This is a genomic window from Actinomadura barringtoniae (genome assembly GCF_017573505.1).
Taxonomy (GTDB): Bacteria; Actinomycetota; Actinomycetes; order Streptosporangiales; family Streptosporangiaceae; genus Spirillospora; species Spirillospora barringtoniae.
The window spans coordinates 150,190-169,738 of sequence record NZ_JAGEOJ010000004.1; the positions used below are offsets into that span (position 1 = coordinate 150,190).

Here is a 19,549-nt window from a genome sequence, read left to right on the forward strand (position 1 = left end):
GCCCGTCTGGATCAGCCCGTCTGGATCAGCCCGTCGCCGTCTCTCGGCGGCGGGCCTCCAGCGCGAGCAGGCCGAGGACGACCACGGCCCAGCCGCCGGAGGCCGGCTCGATCACGACCATCGATCCGCCGATCCCCAGCAGATAGAAGGCGACCTGGCGCGGGAGGCCGCCGGTCGCCCGCACGTGCTTGAGCGCCAGCGTCCCGATCGCCAGGAATCCCATGCCCGCGTAGAAGAACCAGAGCGCGGCCTCGCGGTCGGCGTCGCCCTCGATGCCGTTCAGCACCCCGGCACGCGCGATGCCGCCCCACGCCCCCGGCATCATCGTGAACGCGTAGAGCGTGTGAACGATCGAGATGGCGATGATCCCCCAGGGGAGCCATCGGGTGAGGCCGTTCATGCGTTCACCTCCTGCCGCGGAGGGCGCGGAGAGTGGGGAGCGCGAGCGCCCGCCGAGGCCATGCGGCCGACGACCAGATGGTGGAACGGGCGGATCACGTTGAAGTACAGCGGGCCCGTCCAGCGGTGGTACCTGACGATCGTCGCGACGCGGAAGGCTCCGGGGTCGGCGACGACGGCGAGGTAACCGGTGAGGTGGCTATCGGCGGCCTCCATGACCAGGTAGCGGTCCTCGGCGCCTTCGGTGACGGTGAAGAAGTGCACCTTGCCGCCCGGAGTGAACGGGATGTCCTGCGGACGGAGCTTGGCGCCGGCCGGCACATCCGGGTCGTTCAGGCGCAGCAGCCGGGCGAAGACGGCGCGGGCCGCGAACAGGCCCTTCAGCCAGAACGGCTGCCAGCTGATGGCGGCCGCGACGAACTCGCGCAGGGTGGCCGTGGACTCGACGGTCTTGACGTCCACGTGGTCGGCCCCGTCGAGGAAGGGCCGGAGTTCGGGGACGTCGTCCAGTTCTGTGGGCATCGTGGGTTCCTCCTCAGGGGAAGGCGCGGTCGCGGGCGGCGAGGCGAGTGGTGAGCTCGAAGAGCACGCCGAGTTCGGTCTTGGGGATCGGCGGGATCAGGTGACCCGCGCCGATGACGACCAGGTAGAGCAGCTTGGCGACCTGGTCGGCCTCCTCCGGGTCCCCGGTGAGCCCGGTCCAGAGGGCGCGCAGGTAGTCCAGGCGCCTGGCGTCGATCCGTTCCTGCAGGGCGCGGACCTCCGCGTCCTGCTGGGCCCAGGCGCGCAGCGCCACCTCCAGGTCCGGGCCCTCGCGTTCCATCCCGACCACCAGGTCGCGCAGCCGCTGCAGCTTCACCATCGGCGGGGCCTCGGGGTCCTGCTCGGTGAGCTCGATGTAGCGGGTGGTGGTGACCTCTTCGAGGTGGGCCAGCAGGCCGGTCTTGTAGCCGCCCATGCCCTTGAAGTGGTGGTAGAACGACCCCTTGGTCAGCCCGAGCCGCTCGGTCAGCCGCTCGATCGTGATCGCCGGGGCGCCCTCGGTGGCCAGGATCTCCAGGCCCGCGTCCAGCCAGTCGTTTGTGCTCGCCATACTCCGACCATTCCATACGGTTTGGTATGCCAGAACTCGAACATACCAAACCGTATGGAATGGTGGCCCGCAGGGGGTGCGATGTCAGTGACCACTTACGGGTTGGGCTACCGTGGGCCCAACGGCATTCGGAGGAGGCGCGAGTGGACTTCAACCTGCCTGAGAGCGCGGTCGCGGTGCAGGAGGGCGTACGGGCGATCGCCGCCAAGTACGACCAGGCCTACTGGGACCGGTGCGACGCGGAGAAGCGCTGGCCGGAGGAGGTCTGGGGCGAGCTCGTGCAGGGCGGCTGGCACAGCCTGGCCGTGCCCGAGGAGTACGGCGGCGCCGGGCAGGGTCTGCTGGAGCTGTCGGTGGCGCTGGAGAGCCTGGCGGCGGGCGGCGCGGGCGGCGCCGCGTCGTTCATGTACCTGCTGACCCCGGCGTTCGGCGGCCTCACCATCATGCGGCACGGCACCGAGGAGCAGCGGCGCGAGTTCCTGCCGAAGATCGTGTCCGGTGAGATCGAGACGTGCTTCGCCATCACCGAGCCGGACGCGGGCAGCAACGCCATCAACATCACCACCCAGGCCCGCCGGGACGGTGACCACTTCGTGGTCAGCGGCCAGAAGATCTGGATCTCGGGCGTCGAGCGCGCCGACTTCCTGGTGCTGGTCACGCGGACGATCCCGGCCGCCGAGGCCAAGCCGCGCACCGCCGGGTTCACGGTCTTCCTGATCGACGTCAAGGACGCGGTCGCGCAGGGCACGCTGACCTACCAGCCGATCCCCAAGCTCGGCACCAACACGGTCGCCTCCAGCATGGTGTTCCTCGACGGCGTCCGCGTCCCGGCCGAGCGCGTTCTCGGCGAGGTCGACAAGGGCTTCGCGGTGATGTGGGACATCCTCAACCCCGAGCGGATCCTCGCGGCGGCCAGCGGCGTCGGCTTCGGCGAGCTCGTGCTCCAGGTCGCCTGCGACTACGCCCGTGAACGCGCCCCGTTCGGCAAGCCCATCGGCGCCAACCAGGCCGTCGCGTTCCCGCTCGCCAAGATCAAGGCGCAGGTGGAGCTGGCCCGGCTGATGACCTACAAGGCGGCGTGGCTGTGGGACCAGGGGCAGCCCTGCGGCTCGGAGGCCAACATCGCCAAGCTCACGGCCGCCGACGCCGCGTGGCAGGCGGCCGACCGCGCGTTCCAGACGCACGGCGGCATGGCGTACTCGCTGGAGTACCCGGTGGCCCGCATGTTCCGCGACGCGCGCATCGCCAAGAACATCCCGGTGGCCGAGGAGCTGGTCCTGGCGCACATCGCCCAGCACGAGCTCGGGCTGCCGAAGTCGTACTGACAGCCGCGTCTCGCACTAACCGCCGCGTCTCGTGCTGGCATGCGTGTCTCGTACCGACGGCCGCGTCTCGTACCGACGGCCGCGTCTCGTACCGACGGCCGCGTCTCGTACCGACGGCCGTGTCTCGTGCTGTGACGGCCGTGTCTCGTGCCGGCATCCGTGTCACAGAAGGGCCACGCAATCGGCACGCACGTATCAACGGCATCGCGGCGGGAACTTGGCCTCATGAGGACGGTTCGCCTGGGAAGCGCCGCCCCTGACTCGGGGTAGTGCTCTGATTGCGGGCAGCGAACGGAGAGGCGGCGCCATGCCCAAGACCCATCACTACGAGCTGGAAGTCGACTGGACCGGCAACACCGGCACCGGTACCAGCGGATACCGGGCCTTCGAGCGGGCCAACGAGGTGACGGCCGCGGGCAAGCCGCCGATTCCCGGCTCCGCCGACCCCGCGTTCCGTGGCGCGCCCGAACGCTGGAACCCCGAGGAACTGCTGGTCGCGGCGCTCTCGCAGTGCCACATGCTGTGGTTCTTGCATCTGTGCGTGGGCGCCAGGATCGTGGTGACCGCCTACAAGGACCGCCCGTACGGCACGATGCTCGAGACGCCGGACGGCAGCGGCCAGTTCCAGGAGGTCGTGCTGCGCCCGCACGTGACCATCACCGACGCCGCCGACGCCGAACGCGCGGTGGCGCTGCACGCGCGGGCCCACGAGATGTGCTTCATCGCCAACTCGGTCAACTTCAAGGTCCACCACGAGCCGACGGTCAGCGCTCCCGAGTCCTGGCCCGTGGCCTCCAACCCCGAGTCCTGACGCCGAGGAGTCCTCATGCCCGTTTCGTACGCCAGCACGGTGCTGAACGCGACCGCCGACGAGGTGTGGGCGTTCCTGCGCGACTTCGGCAACCTGGCGGACTGGATGCCGGCCATCGAGACCGGGGTGATCGAGGACGGCGGCCCGGGCGACCGGGTCGGGCGACTCGGTCTGGCGGGAACGGCTCGGCGGCATGGACGACGACGACCGCACGTACTGGTACGAGATCCTCGAGTCGCCGCTGCCGGTGCGGCGCGCGCACGGGCACGTGCGGGTGCTGCCGGTCACCGACACCGGGCAGGCGTTCGTCGAGTGGTGGGGTGACTTCAGCGCCGACGCCGCCGACGAGGAGGCGATGAGCAAGACCTTCACGCGCGGGATCTACCGGCCCGGCCTGGAGACGCTGAAGAAGCGCTTCGGCTGACGCCGACCGGCCGGTCCGTCAGCCGGGCCGTCCGTCAGACCGTCAGCCGGTCGGGCCGTCCGTCAGGCCGCCGGTCGGGCCGTCAGCCGGGGCGTCAGCCGAACTTGGCGGCGCGCTTCTCCCGGATGGCCGCGACGCCCTCGTGAACGTCGGGGCCGGTGAAGCCAAGGAACTCCAGCGCGAGCGAGGCGTCGAACGTCGGCTGCGCCGACCGCAGCCAGTTGTTGAGGGCGTGCTTGGTGAACTGCAGGGCCTGCGCCGAGCCCTCCGCGAGCCGCACGGCGACCTCCAGCGCCCGATCGTGCACCTCCTCGTCATCGACGCACACGCTGACCAGCCCGATCCGTTCGGCCTCCTCGCCGGTCAGCACGTCGTTCAGCAGCAGGTAGTACTTGGCCTTGGCCATCCCGCACAGCAGCGGCCACACGATCGCCGCGTGGTCGCCCGCCGCGACGCCGAGGCGGGTGTGCCCGTCCAGGATCTTGGCGTGGCGTCCGGCGATCGAGATGTCGGCGAGCAGCGCCACCGCGGCGCCCGCGCCGACCGCCGGGCCCTGAATCGCGCTCACCACCGGCTTGGCGCAGTTGATGATGTTCATGACGATGTCGCGGGCCTCGCGCATGATGCGGGCGCGGGCCCCGGCGTCGACCATCATCTCCTCGATCATCGCAAGGTCGCCGCCCGCCGAGAACGCGGTGCCCTCGCCGCGCACCAGCACCGCGCGGACCCGGTCGTCGGCGTCGGCGTCGCGCCAGATCTCGGCCAGCTCGCGGTGGCCGGTGGTGTCGACGGCGTTGCGGCGCTCGGGGGCGCTGATGGTGACGCGCAGCACCCGCGGCGCGGCCCAGTCGATCTTCAGCTGCTCGTACGCCGCGTACCGCTTCAGGTCGTCACCGTCGTCGCTCATGCCGTGTTCCCGTTCGCCTCCGGGGCGCCTTTCGGGCGCCGCCTTCCCTCGTCGCTCGTTCCTCGCTCCTCAGTCCAGGCGGCGCCCGCGCCCCTGCGGCTCGCTCATGCGGCGCCCGCCTCTCCCGAGATCGCGTGATCGAATGCCGCGCGCAATCGTCGCACAGCCAGTTCCTGGGCCTCGGCACCGGAGTCGAAGATCTCGGGCATGAGGAAGAAGGAGTGCACCATGCCCTCGAAGCGGCGCAGCTCGACCTCGACGCCCGCCTCGGCCAGGCGGCGCGCGTAGGCCTCGCCCTCGTCGCGCAGGATGTCGTACTCGGCGGTGATGACGGTCGCGGGGGCCAGGCCCGACAGGACGGGCGCGCGCAGCGGGGCGATCCTCGGGTCGGCGGGATCGGCGCTCCCCCGGTAGAGCTTCATGAAGCGTCCCAGGCCCTCGCCGTCCAGGCCGTATCCCGTGGCGAACGCGCGGTGGCTGGGGGTGTTCATGGCGGTGTCGGTCACCGGATAGATCAGCAGCTGGTGGGCCAGGTGCAGGCCCCGGTCGCGGGCGAGGAGCGCCACCACGGCGGCGAGGTTGCCGCCCGCGCTGTCCCCCGCGACGGCGACCGCGCCCGGGTCGACGCCGAAGCGCGCCGCGTCCCGTACGGCGGCGGCCGTGACCGCCCAGGCGTCCTCGACGGCGGCGGGGAACCGGTGTTCGGGCGCCAGACGGTAGTCGACGCTGAGGACCACGCAGCCCACCCGCGCGGCCAGCTCGCGGCAGCCGACGTCGACGTGGTCCAGGCCACCGAGCACCCACCCGCCGCCGTGCAGGTAGATCAGCGCCGGAGGCGCGACGCCCGGCGCGGCCGGCGGCCGGTAGAGGCGCACCCGGATCGGCCCGCCCGCGCCCGCCACGGCCAGGTCGGTGACCTGGGGCAGCTCGCGGCGCTCGGCGAAGCCCGCCAGGTCGGTGAGGCGGCGCATCTCGTCGATCGTGGGCTCGGGCAGGTTGAAGGCGTCCCACGAGTGCAGCATGTCGAGGAACTCCGCGGCCTGCGGATGCAAGGGCATGCGACGACCTCCGGGCGCGGGGGTGACGTTCTGGGAATCTACCCGAACGAAGATCCCCCAGCCCTGGGCCGTCATGCCGGATCCGGACGTAACCCCCGTCGCGTCCGCCCGCACGGCGTTCGACCGCGCCGGTTCGCCCCGCGCTGATCCGACCGCGCTGGCCCGACCGCGGCGACTCGCCCCTCCGGCTCGCTCCTCCGGCTGAACGCTCCAGCCGAGCGCTCCAGCCGAGCGTCAGCGGCCGGAGGCCTCGCTGACCAGGGCCTCGAAGAGCCTCAGGTCGTCTCCTTCCTCCGGATGCCACTGGACGCCGAGGCCGAACCGGTGGCCCTGCAACTCCACCGCCTCGACGACCTGGTCGTCGGCCCAGGCCACCGCCACGAGCGCCTTGCCCAGGCGGCTCACGGCCTGGTGATGGTAGGTGGGCACGTCGGCCGAGTCGCCGAGGACCTTGCCCACCACGCTGGTCGCGCTGATCTGGACGCGGTGCGAGCCGACCATCCCGACGGTCGGCGCATGGGTGTCGTGGCCGACGGCCTCCGGCAGATGCTGGATGAGCGTGCCGTCGCGCGCCACGTTCAGCACCTGCATGCCCCGGTCGACCGCCAGGAACGGCAGGTCGGCCTCGACGACGGCGCGGATCAGGGCGAGCTCGAACCGGTCGCGCCGCGGCTGCGGCGGGCCGGTCTCAGCGTGGCGGGCGGCCCCGTACAGGTCCGGGTCGACGTCGCCGCCGCCCGCGAAGACGATGCCGTCCAGCCGGGAGATCAGCGCGTCCATGCCGCGCAGGGTCCCGACCGGTGGCAGTGCGACCGGCACCCCGCCGGCCCGTTCGACGGCCCGGATGTAGGCCGCGGGCAGCAGTGCCGCCTCGCGGACCCACACCCCCCAACGGGCCGGCTCGAGGTACGAGGTGATGCCGATCAGTGGTGCGGTGCTCCTTGTGGCGTCGTGCGGGCGCGAGGCCCCCCGGGTCGCCTCTGGCATGCCTGGATTCCCCTCCTCGGTTGCACTGGCGACGGCTCCGCGCTTCCCCGATGTCTCGCGGTCAGCCGCGTTCGCCAGGTCGTCATGACGCATGGCCGAGCAATTTCGACCGTCCCACCCCTGGCCCGGTCTTCGGCCCAGCTTGCCGTAAGCCTTTGATTTCCGCAGGCCAAAGCACATAGATCGATCCAACGCCGGGAGTGCGGCGATCGTGCGCGCCCGCGCCGCCGCCGAGGGTCGGGTACAGGGCCGGCCCGGGGCCGCGGAGCGCCGCCCGGGGAACGAAATCGCGAACTTCATACTCGGGATGAGGTTTCTACACCACGCCTGACAGAAATCCCTTTCTGAGGAGTCAGAGTAGCGAGAAAACCCCTAGAACGGCCATGGGGTAAGGGGAATTAGTTGCGACGATCTTCCGTCGCCACGATGATCTCCATATACCGATCAGTATGCTTCTCCCTGATCACCCTATTACTGATTACGGAAAATCATCTTTCGATTACTCTTGGTGCGCATGCGTGTGCCTTGCGATGAATCGGTTGAGTACCAGCGGCTTTGGGTGCGAGAATCTCAACCGGACAGGCACCTCGAGGGCGCGCTGGAGCGCCGGGGAACATCGAGACCTGAAGACAAAAGCCAGGGGGGGAGCTTGGCAGATGTCATTGGAACCCCGTGTCGTCAAGGAAAGTTTCACGCGCATCGAGCCTGAAGGAGATAGTGCGGCCGCCTATTTTTATGGCCGCCTATTCGCCGAGAATCCGCGACTGCGCGCAATGTTTCCACCGGCGATGGACCATCAGCGCGACCGCCTCTTTCATGCCCTCACGAAGATCGTCTGGAGTCTGGACAGCCCGGAGTCCCTCGCGTCCTACCTCGGCCAGCTCGGCCGCGACCACCGCAAGTTCGGCGTCCTCGCCGAGCACTACCCGGCCGTCGGCGCCGCGCTCATCGCCACGCTGCGCAAGTTCAGCGGCGACGACTGGACGCCCGAGATCGAGGCGGCGTGGACCGCCGGCTTCCAGGCCGCCGCCGACCTCATGATCGACGCCGCGGAGGAGGATTCGGCCTCGGCGCCGCCGTGGTGGGTCGCCGAGGTCATCGGCCACGAGCGCCGCACACCCGACCTGGCGGTGCTCAGCCTGCGGCCGAACCATCCCCTGCCGTTCACCGCCGGGCAGTACGTCACCGTCCAGACGGCTCGCTGGCCGCGCGTCTGGCGGCCGTACTCCATCGCCAACGCGCCGCGTTCGGACGGCGTGCTCCGCCTGCACGTGCGCGCCCAGCCCGCCGGCTGGGTGAGCGGCGCGCTGGTCCGCCACACCGGGATCGGCGACAGCGTCCTGCTCGGCCCCGCCATGGGCACCATGACGCTCGACACCGCCTCCGACCGCGATCTGCTCCTGGTCGCGGGCGGCACCGGCCTCGCGCCGCTCAAGGCCCTGGCCGAGCAGGTCGTCATGTCCGGCCGGCACCGCCATGTCCACCTGCTCCTGGGGGCGCGCACCGAACGCGACCTCTACGACCTGGCCGACCTGCGGCTGCTGGAGTCCACCTATCCGTGGCTGCGCGTGATCCCGGTGCTGTCGGAGCAACCCGACTTCGACGGCATGCGCGGCAGGATCCCCGACGTCCTCGAACGCTTCCGCGACTGGGAGGACCACGACGTCTACATCTGCGGCCCCACCGACATGGTCCGGGGCACCGTCAACGAGCTCCAGCGGCTCGGCGTGCCGCTGGCCCGCATCCACCACGACCTGCTGAGCGCCGAGCAGGCCGTCCGAGCCGCCACCGCCGTCGGAGCCTGACCGCCGCCAGGCCTCGGCCACGAAGCCGCGAAGCGCGCCACCTGACCTGCGGGCCCGAAGCCGACGGCGAGGGCCCGCAGGTCAGGTAGCGAAGCGATGTCGCGCTCGCAGCCTTTGCGGTTCGGTTCGTGAGCCGCCAGGCGAGCGGGCCGAGGCCGCGAAAGCCCTAAGAAACAGCGCGCCACCGGCAGGGGCGCGGGTCCTCCAGGGCCGTGACGCGGTCCTGCGCTGCCAGCATCACCAGGTGCGCGAGCGTCTCGAGCATGGCGGTCCGGCGCATGAACGGCTGGATCTGGTCCCAGGGGCGCGACCAGGTGAGGCGCCGGGCGATGTCCCAGGCGGTGGCGCCGTCCGCGCCCGCCTTGATGACCTCGATCGCGATCTCGTCCAGGCGCGCGGTGTGATGCTCGGCGAGCGCGGTGACCCGGTCGGCGAGACCGGCGAACCGGTACTCGTGGGCGGGCAGCACCTCCTCGACGTCCAGCGCGCGGACCTTGTCGAGCGAGTCGAAGAAGTCGGCGAGCGGGTTGTGGCGCTGCTGCGGGTGCACGCCGATCGCGGGCGTGATGCGCGGCAGCACGTGGTCGCCCGACATCAGCAGGCGCCGGTCGGGATCGAGGAAGCAGACGTGGCCGGGCGAGTGGCCAGGCGTCCAGACCGTGCGCAGGTTCCAGCCGGGGATCGGGACCTGCTCGCCGTCCTCCAGCAGGATCTCGGGGTCGGTGTGCCGCACCAGCGGCAGGATGCGGCGCGAGGCGTCCGCGAGCGGCCCGGCCTCCTCGTCCGGTACGCCGTGGACGGCCATCTGCTTGCGGATCGCGGCGATCAGCCCGTCGAAGTCGCGGTAACGCTCCCGCAGCAGCCCCGCGTCCGCCGGGTGCAGCGCCACCCACGCGCCCGACTCCTCGCGCACCCGCCCGGCCAGCCCGTAGTGGTCGGGATGCAGGTGGGTGACCAGCACGGCCTTGACGTCGGTGATCTCATAACCGGCGATGCCGAGCCCGCCGCGCAGCGCGTCCCACGCCTCGGGGGTGTCCCAGCCGGCGTCGATGATGGCGATCCCGTCCGGCAGCTCCAGCCCGTACACCAGGACGTACCGCAGCGGGTTGTCCGGGATCGGCACCGGGATCGACCACAGGCCAGGCCTGATCTGCTCGACCGGCGGCAGCACCTTCTCCTGCCACGCCTGATGCTGCAACGTCCCCGTGATCTTCATCTGCCCTCCGAACTACGTTCGGCATAGCTGTCTATCACGACGCCGTCGCGCTCGGTTCACCACCCCGCGCCCCGCTCACCACCCCGCGCCCCGCTCACCACCCCGCGTTCCGCTCACCACCCCGCGTTCCGCTCACCACCCGGCGTGCTCCGCTCACCACCCGGCGCGGTGGCGCAGGAACGCCGTCGTGCGCGCGTCGGCCGGATAGAACGACTCGATCGCCAGCTCGGCGACCGTGATGTCGACCGGTGAGCCGAACGTGGCGATGGTGCCGATGAACGACAGCTCCTCGTCACCGAGCCGCATCCGCAGCGGCACCACGACCTCGTTCCCGCCGGGCGTGATGACCGCCTCGGCCACCGGATCGCTGCCGGGATAGTCGCGCAGCTCCCGGTACAGCTGGGCGAGCGACTCGTCCGCGGTCAGCGCCACGTGCCGCCGCACCCGCTCGACCATGTGGGCTCGCCACTCCCCCAGGTTCAGGATGTTCCTGGCCATGCCGTCGGGGTGCATGCTGAGCTTCAGCACGTTCACCGGCGGCTCCAGCAGCTCCGGCGGCGCCCCCTCCATGAACAGCGACGCGGCCGCGTTGGCGTCGATCAGGTTCCAGAACCGGTCCACCACCACGGCCGGGAAGGGCTCGTGCCCCTCCAGGACCAGCCGGAGCGCCGCCCGCACCGAGTCCATCCGGGGCTCCTCCATCGGCGTCTCGGCGTACATCGGCGCGTAGCCCGCCGACACCAGCAACAGGTTCCGGTCGCGCAGCGGCACGTCCAGATGCTCGGCCAGCCGCAGCACCATCTCCCGGCTCGGCACCGACCGCCCGGTCTCCACGAAGCTCAGGTGGCGGGTCGACACGTCCGCCGCCGAGGCCAGCTCCAGCTGGCTCAGCCGCCGCCGCTGCCGCCAGGCCCGCAACTGCTCCCCGATCGGCCGTACGTCGCTCAGCGAAGTCGTCATCGTCGTCACGATCTCGACGCTACTTGCCCGCAGGTCATGAGGGCGATTACGTCACAGGTAACGCGAAGCGGACGCCAGCTCGGGCGCCGGCAGCAGGTCCCAGGCGCGAAGGGCCGCCAAAGCCGCGACCGTCCCGCCCTCCGACCGGATCCGCCGTCCGAGCCGTTCCGCCACCGCCCGCATCCGCTGGGTGCCGGTCGCCTCGAGCGCCGACGCCAGGCTGTCCGCCGTCGGTTCGGCCAGTGGGGGCGGTGCTGCGCCCAGCTCGTGCAGGCGTGCTGCCCAGATGGTGTCGTCGCCGAGGACGACGGACGGGATCCCGGCTCGTGCCGCTGCGGACGCAGTCTGCGCGTCGCCCTGGTGAACGGCGGCCGCGACTCTCGGGAGGAGCCAGTCGAGCGGCGCGTCGGCGCCGGTCTCGCAGCCGACGCCCACGGCTCGCAGGCCGATCTCTCTCACGAGGTGCGGGGCACCGACTCCCATGTAGACGGGCGGCGGGCCCGACTCCAGGAAGGCCTCCAGCTCGGCCGAAGGGTGCCAGCCCTCCCCCGAGTCGTAGAACCAGAAGCCCGTCACTGCCGCGTGGTCGGGAAGGCCGCCGATGGGCGGTGCCAGGGACGGGCTGAACGCCAGGAGCGCCGGGCCGTTCTGGCTCGCCGGATCGATGCCGGGTCGCAGGTGGACCTGGACGTCCGCGCGGCCCGACCGGCCGATGACCAGATCACCGGGAGGCGGCCGGAGACCGTCGGCTGCCCTGAGGCGTTCCAGGCCCGCGCCCGTGACCAGGTCCGCCATGTCGTCGCGGGCGGCGATGCGCACGCGGTGCCCGGCGCGGTCCAGCTCGACGCCCAGCGCGACGAACGGTTGAACGTCCCCGCGCCCGCCCGGCGCGACGATCGTGACAACGTCCTCCATGTCCGGTCATTTACCCGCGCCCGGTAGTGGGACGGCAAAGTCGCGCCACCTCGCGCGTCAAGGGCCTCAGGATTCGGTCGTGAACTCGGTGAGGGCGCGCAGGAGACGGTCGACGTCCTCCAGGTCGTTGTAGGGGGCGAGCCCGATGCGGAGGCCACCGGTATCGCCCAGTCCCAGGTGCCGGGACGTCTCGATCGCGTAGAAGGAGCCCGCGGGCGCCTGGATGCCGCGTACGGCCAGGAAGCGGTAGGCGTCGGCGGCGTCGCGGCCGTCGAAGGTCACCAGCGACGTGGGCGTACGGCGGGCCGCTCGCGAGTGCGCCGTGATCCCGTCCAGCTCGGCCAGTCCCTCCTCGATCCGCTCGCGCAGCGCGTCCTCGTGCTGCTGGATCGCGCCGGCCGCCGCGACGAGGCGTTCACGCTGCCCGCCGGGACCGCCAAGACGGCCGGGGCCGCCGAGGTCGGCGATGAAGTCGATCGCCGCGCGTGTGCCCGCCAGCAGCTCGTACGGCAGCGTCCCGAACTCGAACCGTTCGGGGACCTGATCGGTGGACGGAAGCAGCTTGTCGGGCATCAGCGTGCCGAGCAGCGCGGGATCGGCCGCGAGGACGCCCAGATGCGGCCCGAAGAACTTGTACGGCGAGCAGGCGAAGAAGTCCGCGCCCAGCGCCTGGACGTCGACCGCCGCGTGGGCCGTGTAGTGCACGCCGTCCACGTACAGCAGCGCGCCGACGCCGTGCACGAGCCGCGCGATCGCGGGCAGGTCCGGGAGGGTACCGATCAGGTTGGACGCGGCGGTGACCGCGACCAGCCGGGTCCGCGGCGACAGCACCGCCTCGATCGCGCCCGGGTCGAGCTCCCCGGTGGCGGGGTCGAAGTCGGCCCACCGCACCGTGGCTCCGGCGCCTTCCGCGGCCTGCACCCAGGGACGCACGTTCGCGTCGTGGTCGAGCCTGGTCACCACGACCTCGTCCCCCGGCCCCCACGTCTTGGCCATGGCGCGGGACACGTCGTAGGCCAGTTGCGTCGCGCTGCGGCCGAAAACGATGCCGGCCAGGTCCGCGTTCACCAGATCCGAGACCGCGGACCGCGCCTCGACCACGATCACCTCGGCGTTGCGCTCGCCCTCGGTCACCGTGCCCCGGTTGGACAGGGGCGCGGCCAGCGCGTCCCCGATGGCGTCGATCACCGAACGGGGCGTCTGCGTCCCGCCCGGCCCGTCGAAGAAGGCGACCCCGGACTTCAGGGCGGGGAATCGCGACCTGACCGCTGCGACGTCGAGCGAGGTCATCAGTTGTTACGGCCTCCTCCGGAGAAGATGCTGAGGAAGAACAGGAAGACGTTCAGGATGTCCAGGAAGATCGAGGCGGCCAGGAACGGCGCGGACTGGATGTCCTGCGAGCGCCGCAGCCGCTGGAAGTCGAACATGGTGAACCCGGCGAAGATCACCAGCCCCAGGATCGAGTAGATCAGCGCGCCGCCCGGGATGTTCACGAAGATCATCACGATCCCGAACACGATCAGGGCGATCAGCGCCCAGAAGCACACCCGCGCCAGCGCCGACAGGTCCCGCCGCGTGGCGTAGCCCGCCGCCCCGAACCCGGCGATGAACAGTGCGGTGGCCCCGCCCGCCTGCCACAGGGCCCGCGGGTCCGTGCTCGCGTACACGGCCAGCGTCGGCGCGACGGCGACCCCGATCAGCAGCCCGAACGCGGCGAGCAGCGCGACCGTCAGCCCCATGGAGGAGCGTGCCGCGAACCGCATCGCGATGAGGCAGACGAAGGCGCCGATGAACGCCAGCAGCCCCGCGATCCCGGTGATGTTGCGCCCCAGGTAGGCGCCGAGCGCGAAAACGGCGCTGGTGCCCGCGACGTACCCCATGGTGTGCGCGAACAGCACGTGCTGCCCGTCGCGGGACATCGCTCTGCCCGACGGATAGGCGATCGAGTCGCTCATGGCCCTCTCCTTCCGAAGCCACCGGCCCGGCCAGTGGCGGGCACAGGGTTCCTACCACCGGCCCGTATCCGGCAACCGCAGAGATCGAACCCCGTATTCCGGCGCCCCCGCATCCCCCGTCAGGAGGGATGCGCGATCAGGCCGGATCAGGACGGCAGGTGGATCAGGACGGCTGTGCGGATCAGGACTGCGGCGTGGATCAGGACGGCCCCGCGGATCAGGACGGCGGCAGCGGGAAGCGGATGCTGCGCGCGCCGGTGAAATCGAGCATCGCGGCGTCCGGCGTACGGACGAGCCGCAGCACGACCCCTTCGCATCCGGGACAGCGGGCGACCATCCCGGGCTCGGGACCGTACACCCGCAGGGTCGCGATGGCGCCGGTCAGGCCGCAGTGCGCGCACTGCCCGACCGCCGTGGTGATGTCGGCCGCGAACACCTCGCCGAGCGGTCCGGCCAGGGCGTTGCCGTCGAGGAAGTCGGTCATGTCAGCCTCCCGTAGGGCCGAAGCGTTCGGTCTTGATGCGTGCGGGGTCGTGCCCCACGTCGACGAGCAGGTCGGCGGCGAACTCCACGAACCCGGTCGGCCCGCAGACGAAGCAGTCGGGCGCCGCCTCAGGCCCCCAGCCATCCCCGGGCAGGTCGCCCACGCTCAGCCGCCCCGCCGGCCGGGCCTCCCCCGCCGGAACGGCCCGGGTGTAGAGCAGCGTCGCCTCCTCGCCCTCCAGCTCCTTCGCGTACAGGACCTGGTCCGGCGAGCGCACGGAGTACAGCAGGCGGAACGGAGCCGACGACCCCGCCTGCCGCCGAGCCCTGATCATCGCCATCAGCGGCACGACCCCCGAGCCCCCGGCGAGCAGCAGCACGGGCCGTTCACTGGTGGCCCGCCAGACGAACCACCCGCCGACCGGACCGCGCAGCTCGATCGGGTCGCCCACCCTCAGGATCTCTGTGAGGTACGGCGAGACCTCCCCGTCGTCCACGCGCTGAACGGTGAGCTCGACGAGTTCACCATCGGCCGGAGCGGCCAGTGAGTAGCTGCGCTGAGTGCTGTAGCCGTCCTCGGCGGTCAGCCGCACGTCCACGTGCTGGCCCGCCAGATGTCCCGGCCATCCGGGCACCTTCAGCACCAGCGTGAGGGCCGTCGGCGTCTCCATCCGCCGCTCGGCCACGGTCGCGACCCGCCAGGTCAGTCGCCCTGGTACCGCTGTTCCCGCCACGGATCCCCATAGTCGTGATAGCCGGCCGTCTCCCAGAAGCCGGGAATGTCCTCGTCCTGCAGGCGAATCCCCCGCACCCACTTCGCCGACTTCCAGAAGTACAGGTGCGGCACCAGCAGCCGAGCCGGGCCGCCATGCTCGGCGCTCAGCTCTTCCCCTTCAAACCGGTGAACGATCCATGCCTGCCCGTCCAGCAGGTCCTCCAGCGGCAGGTTGGTCGTGTAGCCGCCGTAGCTGTAGATCAGCGCATAGTCGGCCGCGGTCTCCACATCGGCCAGCAGCACGTCCAGCGACACCCCCTGCCAGGAGGTGTCGAGCTTGGACCACTTGGTCACGCAGTGGATGTCCACGGTCGGCGTCTCGCTCGGCAGCGCGAGCAGCTCCCGCCAGGACCAGTTGTAGTCCTTCCCCGCCTCATTGGTGACCGTGAACGTCCAGTCCTCTTCACGCACCCGGGGCGTGGGCCCCGCCGAGAGCACAGGAAAGTCCGTGGTCAGATACTGCCCCGGAGGCAGCCGCCCACCCGGCGCTCTGCCTCGTCCTCGGAAGCCCGGCGAAACGATTCCCATCGGCTCCCCCTTCCTCCGCTCCCAATAATCCCACGCCCCTGACCAGCGCCCCTGACCAGCACCCCAGCCCCTCATGCCCCGTCGCGATTACCTCCGGCGTAATGGACGCGGTGCAGGGGCGGGCGGCAGGGTGGGCGGCATGACGACCGAGATGACGCCCGACCAGTTGGTCGATGCCATGCCGTTCGCCCGGGCCCTGGGCGTACGGATCGACAGCGCCGGGCCGGAGGAGGTGACCGGGCGGCTGGCCTGGGACGAGGAACGCTGCACCTCGGGCGGCGTGATGCACGGCGGCGCGGTGATGGCCCTGGCCGACTCTCTCGGTGGCGTCTGCGCGTTCCTCAACCTCAAGCCCGGGACCTTCACCACGACGCTGGAGTCCAAGACCAACTTCTTCCGGGGCGTGCGCGACGGGCATGTGCGCGGGGTCGCCCGTCCGCTCCATGTCGGGCGTACGTCGATCGTGGTGCAGACCGATCTCTTCGACGCCAAGGACCGGCGGGTGGCTCAGGTGACGCAGACCCAGGCGGTCCTTCAGGCCTGACGCCTTTACGTTGTAGATCCGTTTTTCCGGAGATGGTCGCCGAAGAAGGCGAAGATCCGGTCCCAGGCGTCGGGGGCGTTCTCGCGTCCCGCGCCGAGCCCGAGCATCACCTTGGCGACCGCGTTCAGTGGCGGCGGGGCCGTCGACTCGGTCAGGAAGCTGTGCCCGGACCCGGGGTACTCCTTCACGTCGTGCACCACGCCGGCCTCGGTCAGCGCGAGGTCGAGCTTGCCCGCCGCGCCCCGCAGCGTACGGTCCCTGCCGCCGTAGCTGGCGACGACCGGGCACGCCCCGTCCAGGATCTTCGCCATATCTCCGCGCGGCAGGATGCCGTAGTTGACCGACGCCGCGTCGAAGTCGTACTTGGCGGCCGCGACGAGGGCGAACCCGCCGCCCATGCAGAACCCGATGACGCCGACCCGCCCGGTGCAGTCCTCACGTTCGGCCGACCAGACCCGCGCGGCCTCGATGGCGTCGAACGCCGGGCCCCGCCGCGCCATCATGTCGCGCATGGCCTTGCGAACGCACCGCAGCCACGGCTTGCCGCTGTAAAGGTCGGGCAGTACGGCCAGGTAGCCCTGCGCGGCCAGCCGGTCGGCCTGATCGCGCATGTCCTGGTTGGCCCCGGTCGCCTCGAAGACGATGACGACCGCGGGCCACGGCCCCTCGCCCTCGGGAACGGCGAGATAGCCGGGAAGGTCCAGTGATCCAACGGGAATCGTGATGTCGGCCATGCCCCATCACCCTGGACCCGCGCATCCCCTCCGCACAGGCTCCGCCACTGTGACGTGGATCACTACAGGTTGGCGAGCGCGGGAACCGCCCGAACGCCCTGCTGCCGCTGCGCCCACCGCACGACGATCGGCGCCATCAGCCCGGTGACGGCGAACAACGCCCCCACCACGTACCACCCGGGCCGCCCCCAGCTGATGCACAACGCGATGAGCAAACCCGGCCCCAGCGCCTCGGCCAGCCCGAGCCCCAGACCGAAGACCCCCAGGTACTGCCCGGTCGCATGCTCCGGCGCCAACGCGAACGACACTTCGAAGCCGCCCGCCGAGTGCCACAGCTCCCCCACCGTGTGGATCACCACGGCGCCCATCAACAACCCGGCCGCCGCCCAGCCCGGCACGCCCGCCGAGAACGACAGCAACGCGCACGAGACCAGGAACGCGACCCCCGCACGCCGGTAGGCCGCTCCCCCGGCCGCCGGAGTGTCGATACTCCGGCTGGCCCGCACCTGAAAAACGATGACGATCGCCGTGTTCAGCAGCATCGTTCCCGAGATCATCCAGCGCGGCGTGCTCGTGGCCTGGATCAGCCACAGCGGAATCGCCACGGTCAGCACCTTGAACTGCACCGACATCACCCCGTCCAGCACCGTCAGCGCCAGATAGGGCCAGTCCCTCAGTGCACCCCAGCGCGGCCCCTCCTCGACCTCCACAGGCATGACCGGCGGCAGCATCACGAGAAAGACAGCCGACGCCGCACACGAGACCGCGTTCCCAACGATCAGCAGCTGATAGGCGTCCTGCGTCCCGACCTGCACGGCCCACCCCGCCAGCAGGGCCCCGAACGAGACCCCGATGTTGGTCACCGACCGCAGGTAGGCCCTGAACTCCTGAGGCCGCTCTCCCCCGTGCGCCCGGATGATCGGGCTCCGCGCGGCCTGCCCCGCCGTATGAGCCCCCGCCGCCGCGCACACAGCGGCCACGAACGGCCAGAAACCGTCAGCCAGCAGGAAGGCCCCCGTAGCCAGCCCCCGCACCACAAGCGTGGCCGCGTAAACGCCCCGAGCGCCCCGCCGATCAGCCAGATGCCCGACCCCGATCCCGGCCACCAGCGACACAACGCCCGCGATGCCCAGCCCCAACCCCACCTGCGACGCCGGCAGATGAGCCGCCTGCGTGAAATACAGAACGCCGGCCGTCAGGTAGATCCCACTACCAACCGTGTTGACGAAGTTCGCCGCAGCAATAACGCGCTGCGGTCGGCCATCCGGCACCAAACGAGGCATGGGGGGGTCCGTTCAACCTAGTGAGCAGTCCCACCCACGTTGTTGCAACTCATTCGCAATAGCAAGCCCCATGCATCGCCTACCGTGACCCCATGCGCATCGACCGGCTCGACCACCTCGTCCTCACCGTCGCGAACCTCGACGCCACCGTCGACTTCTACGCCCGCGTCCTCGGCATGGACCCCGTCACCTTCGGCGACGGCCGCCGCGCCCTCACGTTCGGCACCAGCAAGATCAACCTGCACGAGGCCGGCCACGAGTTCGAGCCCAAGGCCGAGCACGCGCTCCCCGGCACCGCCGACCTCTGCCTCATCGCCGCCACCCCGATCGACGACGTCGTCAAGGAGCTCACCGCCCACGGCGTCCCCATCGAAGAGGGCCCGGTCGAGCGCACCGGCGCGACCGGCCCCATCCTCAGCGTCTACTTCCGCGACCCCGACCGAAACCTCATCGAAGTCAGCAACTACCTCTGACCCTCTAGCCCTACAAGGTCAAGGGCAGACGCGGCCGTTGGCTTCGAAGGCGGCGTGGGTGAGGGGCATGAGGGCGGCCCACTGCTCCTCCATCTGCTCGGCCACCATCTCGATCTCGCGCTGCGGGAACGAGGGGAAGGTCGAGTCCTCGCGCTTGGTGCGCAGGGAGAGGAAGTTCATGAGGGCCCGCGCGTTGCAGGTGGCGTACATCGAGGAATAGAGGCCGACCGGCAGGACGGTGCGGGCGACCTCGCGGGCGATGCCCGCTTCGAGCATCTCCAGGTAGGCCCGGTAGGACTGCCGGTAGCTCTCCTGGGTGGCCTCGGTGACGAGCTTGTGCTGCTCGGGGCTGCCGTCGACGAAGACGTACTTGCCGGGCTTGCCCTCCTGGACGAGCTTGCGCTCGGGGCCGGGGACGTAGAAGACCGGCTCGAGTTTCCGGTAACGGCCGGATTCCTCGTTGAACGAGAAGGTGCGGTGCCGTTGATATTCGCGGAAGACGAAGATGGGGGCCCGGACGTAGAAGGTCATCGAGGAGTGCTCGAACGGGGTGCCGTGGCGGTCGCGCATCAGGTAGTTGATCAGGCCCTTGGAGCGCTCGGGGTCGGCCTCGATCTCGGCGAGGGAGCTCTCGCCCTTGGTGGAGACCCGGGCGGCCCACAGGACGTCGGCGTCGGAGGCGGCCGATTTGATCAGCTCCACCACCACGTCACTGCGAAACTCGATGTCGACCTCGTCCACCGGGACCTCCCCTGCCTCGTGCCTTGAAACCGCCTCAGCAACCCTAGACCCGCCCGGTGACAGGATCGCGGCACCGCGCTGCGTAATGCCCGTCTCATAGTGACACTCATGAATCGATCACGCAGACTGGGAT

General features: G+C 70.7%; 22 protein-coding genes and 1 pseudogene. 6 read left to right on the forward strand and 17 right to left on the reverse strand.

The genetic code is table 11. The features are described 5' to 3' along the window. Positions 1-25: 25 nt before the first annotated feature. Genes J4573_RS10535 through J4573_RS10545 form a run of 3 tightly spaced genes read right to left on the reverse strand, consistent with a single transcriptional unit; the run spans position 26 to position 1,492 of the window. On the reverse strand, positions 26-400 hold the full coding sequence (locus J4573_RS10535; protein WP_208255169.1) for a DUF6463 family protein: 375 nt from the start codon (positions 398-400) through the stop codon (positions 26-28). Beyond that, positions 397-921 (reverse strand): DUF2867 domain-containing protein, encoded by a 525-nt coding sequence (locus tag J4573_RS10540; protein WP_208255170.1) that lies wholly within the window; start codon positions 919-921, stop codon positions 397-399. The genes J4573_RS10535 and J4573_RS10540 overlap by 4 nt, the downstream gene beginning before the upstream one ends. 13 nt (positions 922-934) lie before the next feature. Beyond that, positions 935-1,492, reverse strand: a complete 558-nt coding sequence (locus J4573_RS10545; protein ID WP_208255171.1) for a TetR/AcrR family transcriptional regulator — start codon at positions 1,490-1,492, stop codon at positions 935-937. A 143-nt stretch (positions 1,493-1,635) separates the two neighbouring features. Between J4573_RS10545 and J4573_RS10550 the strand changes: the two genes are divergently transcribed. The 3 genes and pseudogenes from J4573_RS10550 (at position 1,636) to J4573_RS10560 (ending at position 4,052) form a co-directional block, all read left to right on the forward strand. Beyond that, positions 1,636-2,817 (forward strand): acyl-CoA dehydrogenase family protein, encoded by a 1,182-nt coding sequence (locus tag J4573_RS10550; protein WP_208255172.1) that lies wholly within the window; start codon positions 1,636-1,638, stop codon positions 2,815-2,817. A 307-nt stretch (positions 2,818-3,124) separates the two neighbouring features. Then, complete coding sequence (locus J4573_RS10555) at positions 3,125-3,628, forward strand: OsmC family protein (protein ID WP_208255173.1); 504 nt, start codon at positions 3,125-3,127, stop codon at positions 3,626-3,628. A 15-nt stretch (positions 3,629-3,643) separates the two neighbouring features. Next, positions 3,644-4,052: pseudogene (locus J4573_RS10560) on the forward strand (SRPBCC family protein). 94 nt (positions 4,053-4,146) lie between these two features. Here J4573_RS10560 and J4573_RS10565 read toward each other — a convergent pair. The 3 genes from J4573_RS10565 to J4573_RS10575 all read right to left on the reverse strand — a co-directional run bounded on the left by J4573_RS10565 (position 4,147) and on the right by J4573_RS10575 (position 7,004). Further along, on the reverse strand, positions 4,147-4,959 hold the full coding sequence (locus J4573_RS10565; protein WP_208255174.1) for an enoyl-CoA hydratase/isomerase family protein: 813 nt from the start codon (positions 4,957-4,959) through the stop codon (positions 4,147-4,149). 104 nt (positions 4,960-5,063) lie between these two features. Continuing rightward, a complete protein-coding gene (locus J4573_RS10570; protein ID WP_208255175.1) occupies positions 5,064-6,017 on the reverse strand; it encodes an alpha/beta hydrolase in 954 nt (317 codons plus the stop codon). 234 nt (positions 6,018-6,251) lie between these two features. Further along, positions 6,252-7,004, reverse strand: coding sequence for a gamma-glutamyl-gamma-aminobutyrate hydrolase family protein (locus J4573_RS10575; RefSeq protein WP_208255176.1), 753 nt, complete (start codon positions 7,002-7,004; stop codon positions 6,252-6,254). Between the two features lie 656 nt (positions 7,005-7,660). On the opposite strand from J4573_RS10575, the gene J4573_RS10580 reads away from it, so the two are divergent. After that, complete coding sequence (locus tag J4573_RS10580; protein ID WP_208255177.1) at positions 7,661-8,809, forward strand: globin domain-containing protein; 1,149 nt, start codon at positions 7,661-7,663, stop codon at positions 8,807-8,809. 166 nt (positions 8,810-8,975) lie between these two features. On the opposite strand, the gene J4573_RS10585 is transcribed toward J4573_RS10580, so the two are convergent. The 8 genes from J4573_RS10585 to J4573_RS10620 all read right to left on the reverse strand — a co-directional run bounded on the left by J4573_RS10585 (position 8,976) and on the right by J4573_RS10620 (position 15,641). Then, a complete protein-coding gene (locus J4573_RS10585; protein WP_208255178.1) occupies positions 8,976-10,025 on the reverse strand; it encodes an MBL fold metallo-hydrolase in 1,050 nt (349 codons plus the stop codon). 153 nt (positions 10,026-10,178) lie between these two features. Then, positions 10,179-10,985, reverse strand: a complete 807-nt coding sequence (locus J4573_RS10590; RefSeq protein ID WP_208255179.1) for a helix-turn-helix domain-containing protein — start codon at positions 10,983-10,985, stop codon at positions 10,179-10,181. A 51-nt stretch (positions 10,986-11,036) separates the two neighbouring features. Then, positions 11,037-11,900 carry a glycosyltransferase gene (locus J4573_RS10595; protein ID WP_208255180.1) on the reverse strand — a complete coding sequence of 288 codons (864 nt, stop codon included), beginning with the start codon at positions 11,898-11,900 and terminating at the stop codon, positions 11,037-11,039. Between the two features lie 66 nt (positions 11,901-11,966). Further along, on the reverse strand, positions 11,967-13,190 hold the full coding sequence (locus J4573_RS10600) for a cysteine desulfurase-like protein (protein WP_208255181.1): 1,224 nt from the start codon (positions 13,188-13,190) through the stop codon (positions 11,967-11,969). Continuing rightward, complete coding sequence (locus J4573_RS10605) at positions 13,190-13,855, reverse strand: Bax inhibitor-1/YccA family protein (RefSeq protein WP_208255182.1); 666 nt, start codon at positions 13,853-13,855, stop codon at positions 13,190-13,192. The genes J4573_RS10600 and J4573_RS10605 overlap by 1 nt, the downstream gene beginning before the upstream one ends. Positions 13,856-14,072: 217 nt before the next feature. Then, the gene (locus tag J4573_RS10610; RefSeq protein WP_208255183.1) at positions 14,073-14,339 is read right to left on the reverse strand and encodes a DUF6510 family protein; all 267 of its coding nucleotides are present in this window, start codon (positions 14,337-14,339) and stop codon (positions 14,073-14,075) included. Between the two features lies 1 nt (position 14,340). Then, positions 14,341-15,072 carry a ferredoxin reductase gene (locus J4573_RS10615; protein ID WP_307796591.1) on the reverse strand — a complete coding sequence of 244 codons (732 nt, stop codon included), beginning with the start codon at positions 15,070-15,072 and terminating at the stop codon, positions 14,341-14,343. Beyond that, complete coding sequence (locus J4573_RS10620) at positions 15,042-15,641, reverse strand: sulfite oxidase-like oxidoreductase (RefSeq protein WP_208255184.1); 600 nt, start codon at positions 15,639-15,641, stop codon at positions 15,042-15,044. The genes J4573_RS10615 and J4573_RS10620 overlap by 31 nt, the downstream gene beginning before the upstream one ends. Before the next feature lie 139 nt (positions 15,642-15,780). On the opposite strand from J4573_RS10620, the gene J4573_RS10625 reads away from it, so the two are divergent. Continuing rightward, positions 15,781-16,185 (forward strand): PaaI family thioesterase, encoded by a 405-nt coding sequence (locus tag J4573_RS10625; protein WP_208255185.1) that lies wholly within the window; start codon positions 15,781-15,783, stop codon positions 16,183-16,185. Between the two features lie 5 nt (positions 16,186-16,190). Here the strand turns inward: J4573_RS10625 and J4573_RS10630 are convergent, their stop codons facing one another. Next, on the reverse strand, positions 16,191-16,919 hold the full coding sequence (locus J4573_RS10630) for a dienelactone hydrolase family protein (protein WP_208255186.1): 729 nt from the start codon (positions 16,917-16,919) through the stop codon (positions 16,191-16,193). Between the two features lie 62 nt (positions 16,920-16,981). Continuing rightward, positions 16,982-18,202 (reverse strand): MFS transporter, encoded by a 1,221-nt coding sequence (locus J4573_RS10635; RefSeq protein ID WP_208255187.1) that lies wholly within the window; start codon positions 18,200-18,202, stop codon positions 16,982-16,984. Between the two features lie 92 nt (positions 18,203-18,294). On the opposite strand from J4573_RS10635, the gene J4573_RS10640 reads away from it, so the two are divergent. Continuing rightward, entirely contained in the window at positions 18,295-18,675 is a 381-nt protein-coding gene (locus J4573_RS10640; RefSeq protein ID WP_208255188.1) for a VOC family protein, read from the forward strand. Between the two features lie 18 nt (positions 18,676-18,693). Here the strand turns inward: J4573_RS10640 and thyX are convergent, their stop codons facing one another. Continuing rightward, entirely contained in the window at positions 18,694-19,416 is a 723-nt protein-coding gene (thyX, locus tag J4573_RS10645; protein ID WP_208255189.1) for an FAD-dependent thymidylate synthase, read from the reverse strand. Positions 19,417-19,549: the final 133 nt, after the last annotated feature.

Coding starts and splice junctions, on each gene's coding strand:
- J4573_RS10620 (WP_208255184.1), bottom strand. CDS start 15,641: ATGGGAATCGTTTCGCCGGGCTTCCGAGGACGAGGCAGAGCGCCGGGT.
- J4573_RS10535 (WP_208255169.1), bottom strand. CDS start 400: ATGAACGGCCTCACCCGATGGCTCCCCTGGGGGATCATCGCCATCTCG.
- J4573_RS10610 (WP_208255183.1), bottom strand. CDS start 14,339: ATGACCGACTTCCTCGACGGCAACGCCCTGGCCGGACCGCTCGGCGAG.
- J4573_RS10565 (WP_208255174.1), bottom strand. CDS start 4,959: ATGAGCGACGACGGTGACGACCTGAAGCGGTACGCGGCGTACGAGCAG.
- J4573_RS10585 (WP_208255178.1), bottom strand. CDS start 10,025: ATGAAGATCACGGGGACGTTGCAGCATCAGGCGTGGCAGGAGAAGGTG.
- J4573_RS10580 (WP_208255177.1), top strand. CDS start 7,661: ATGTCATTGGAACCCCGTGTCGTCAAGGAAAGTTTCACGCGCATCGAG.
- J4573_RS10570 (WP_208255175.1), bottom strand. CDS start 6,017: ATGCCCTTGCATCCGCAGGCCGCGGAGTTCCTCGACATGCTGCACTCG.
- J4573_RS10575 (WP_208255176.1), bottom strand. CDS start 7,004: ATGCCAGAGGCGACCCGGGGGGCCTCGCGCCCGCACGACGCCACAAGG.
- J4573_RS10590 (WP_208255179.1), bottom strand. CDS start 10,985: ATGACGACTTCGCTGAGCGACGTACGGCCGATCGGGGAGCAGTTGCGG.
- J4573_RS10630 (WP_208255186.1), bottom strand. CDS start 16,919: ATGGCCGACATCACGATTCCCGTTGGATCACTGGACCTTCCCGGCTAT.
- J4573_RS10600 (WP_208255181.1), bottom strand. CDS start 13,190: ATGACCTCGCTCGACGTCGCAGCGGTCAGGTCGCGATTCCCCGCCCTG.
- J4573_RS10625 (WP_208255185.1), top strand. CDS start 15,781: ATGACGACCGAGATGACGCCCGACCAGTTGGTCGATGCCATGCCGTTC.
- J4573_RS10635 (WP_208255187.1), bottom strand. CDS start 18,202: ATGCCTCGTTTGGTGCCGGATGGCCGACCGCAGCGCGTTATTGCTGCG.
- J4573_RS10545 (WP_208255171.1), bottom strand. CDS start 1,492: ATGGCGAGCACAAACGACTGGCTGGACGCGGGCCTGGAGATCCTGGCC.
- J4573_RS10640 (WP_208255188.1), top strand. CDS start 18,295: ATGCGCATCGACCGGCTCGACCACCTCGTCCTCACCGTCGCGAACCTC.
- J4573_RS10540 (WP_208255170.1), bottom strand. CDS start 921: ATGCCCACAGAACTGGACGACGTCCCCGAACTCCGGCCCTTCCTCGAC.
- J4573_RS10555 (WP_208255173.1), top strand. CDS start 3,125: ATGCCCAAGACCCATCACTACGAGCTGGAAGTCGACTGGACCGGCAAC.
- J4573_RS10605 (WP_208255182.1), bottom strand. CDS start 13,855: ATGAGCGACTCGATCGCCTATCCGTCGGGCAGAGCGATGTCCCGCGAC.
- J4573_RS10595 (WP_208255180.1), bottom strand. CDS start 11,900: ATGGAGGACGTTGTCACGATCGTCGCGCCGGGCGGGCGCGGGGACGTT.